Origin of the sequence: Lactobacillus jensenii DSM 20557, from assembly GCF_001436455.1 — a bacterium.
GTDB classification, from domain to species: Bacteria; Bacillota; Bacilli; order Lactobacillales; family Lactobacillaceae; genus Lactobacillus; species Lactobacillus jensenii.
Genome location: NZ_AYYU01000067.1, coordinates 1 through 634, shown reverse-complemented (window position 1 = coordinate 634; position 634 = coordinate 1). Strand labels below are relative to the sequence as shown.

General features: G+C 27.6%; 1 protein-coding gene. It reads left to right on the top strand.

What is annotated here, in order from left to right; genetic code table 11:
• The coding region (locus FC45_RS07460) for a restriction endonuclease subunit S domain-containing protein (RefSeq protein ID WP_479680686.1) at positions 1–634 on the top strand (634 nt) is incomplete at both ends.

Genomic DNA, 634 nt, shown 5'->3' with positions numbered 1-634 from the left:
TCTTTCTCTTCAACAACGAAAATTAGAGCTAATATCAGCTTTAGAAAAAGGTTTAGGCCAAATAATAAAACAGCAAAACAACAAATATGGTATCACTTTTTCACTCAATAATTTTCTAGAAATACCTCCTCAAATTCAAGCAAGGATTAAAAATAAGAATCAACTTTTAACTGTTAAATTAAATTTACAAGGACTTGCAAGAGGAGTTCAACGTGATACTTTATCGCTAGGATCCACCAAATATTTTATAAGACATACTGGTGAACTTATTTTTGGTAAACAAAATATTTTTAATGGCTCAATAGCCTTAATTACAAAAGAATTTGATGGATTAGCAACATCTAATGACGTACCTAGTTTAAAAATTTCAAATATAAATCCACAGTTTTTGTTTTATTTACTTAAAAACCCTGATTTTTGGAAGCATACGGAATTAATTGCAACGGGAACAGGATCAAAAAGAGTACATATTCATGATTTATTAAAGTTGCACATCAAGATCATTCCTGATGCTAAATATCAAGCTAAAATTGTGAGTTTATCTAGAAATTTTGAAAAAATAGTCTTAAATCAACAAATTATTGTTAAAGAATGCGAAAAGACAAAACAATTTCTACTTCAAAATTTATTCATT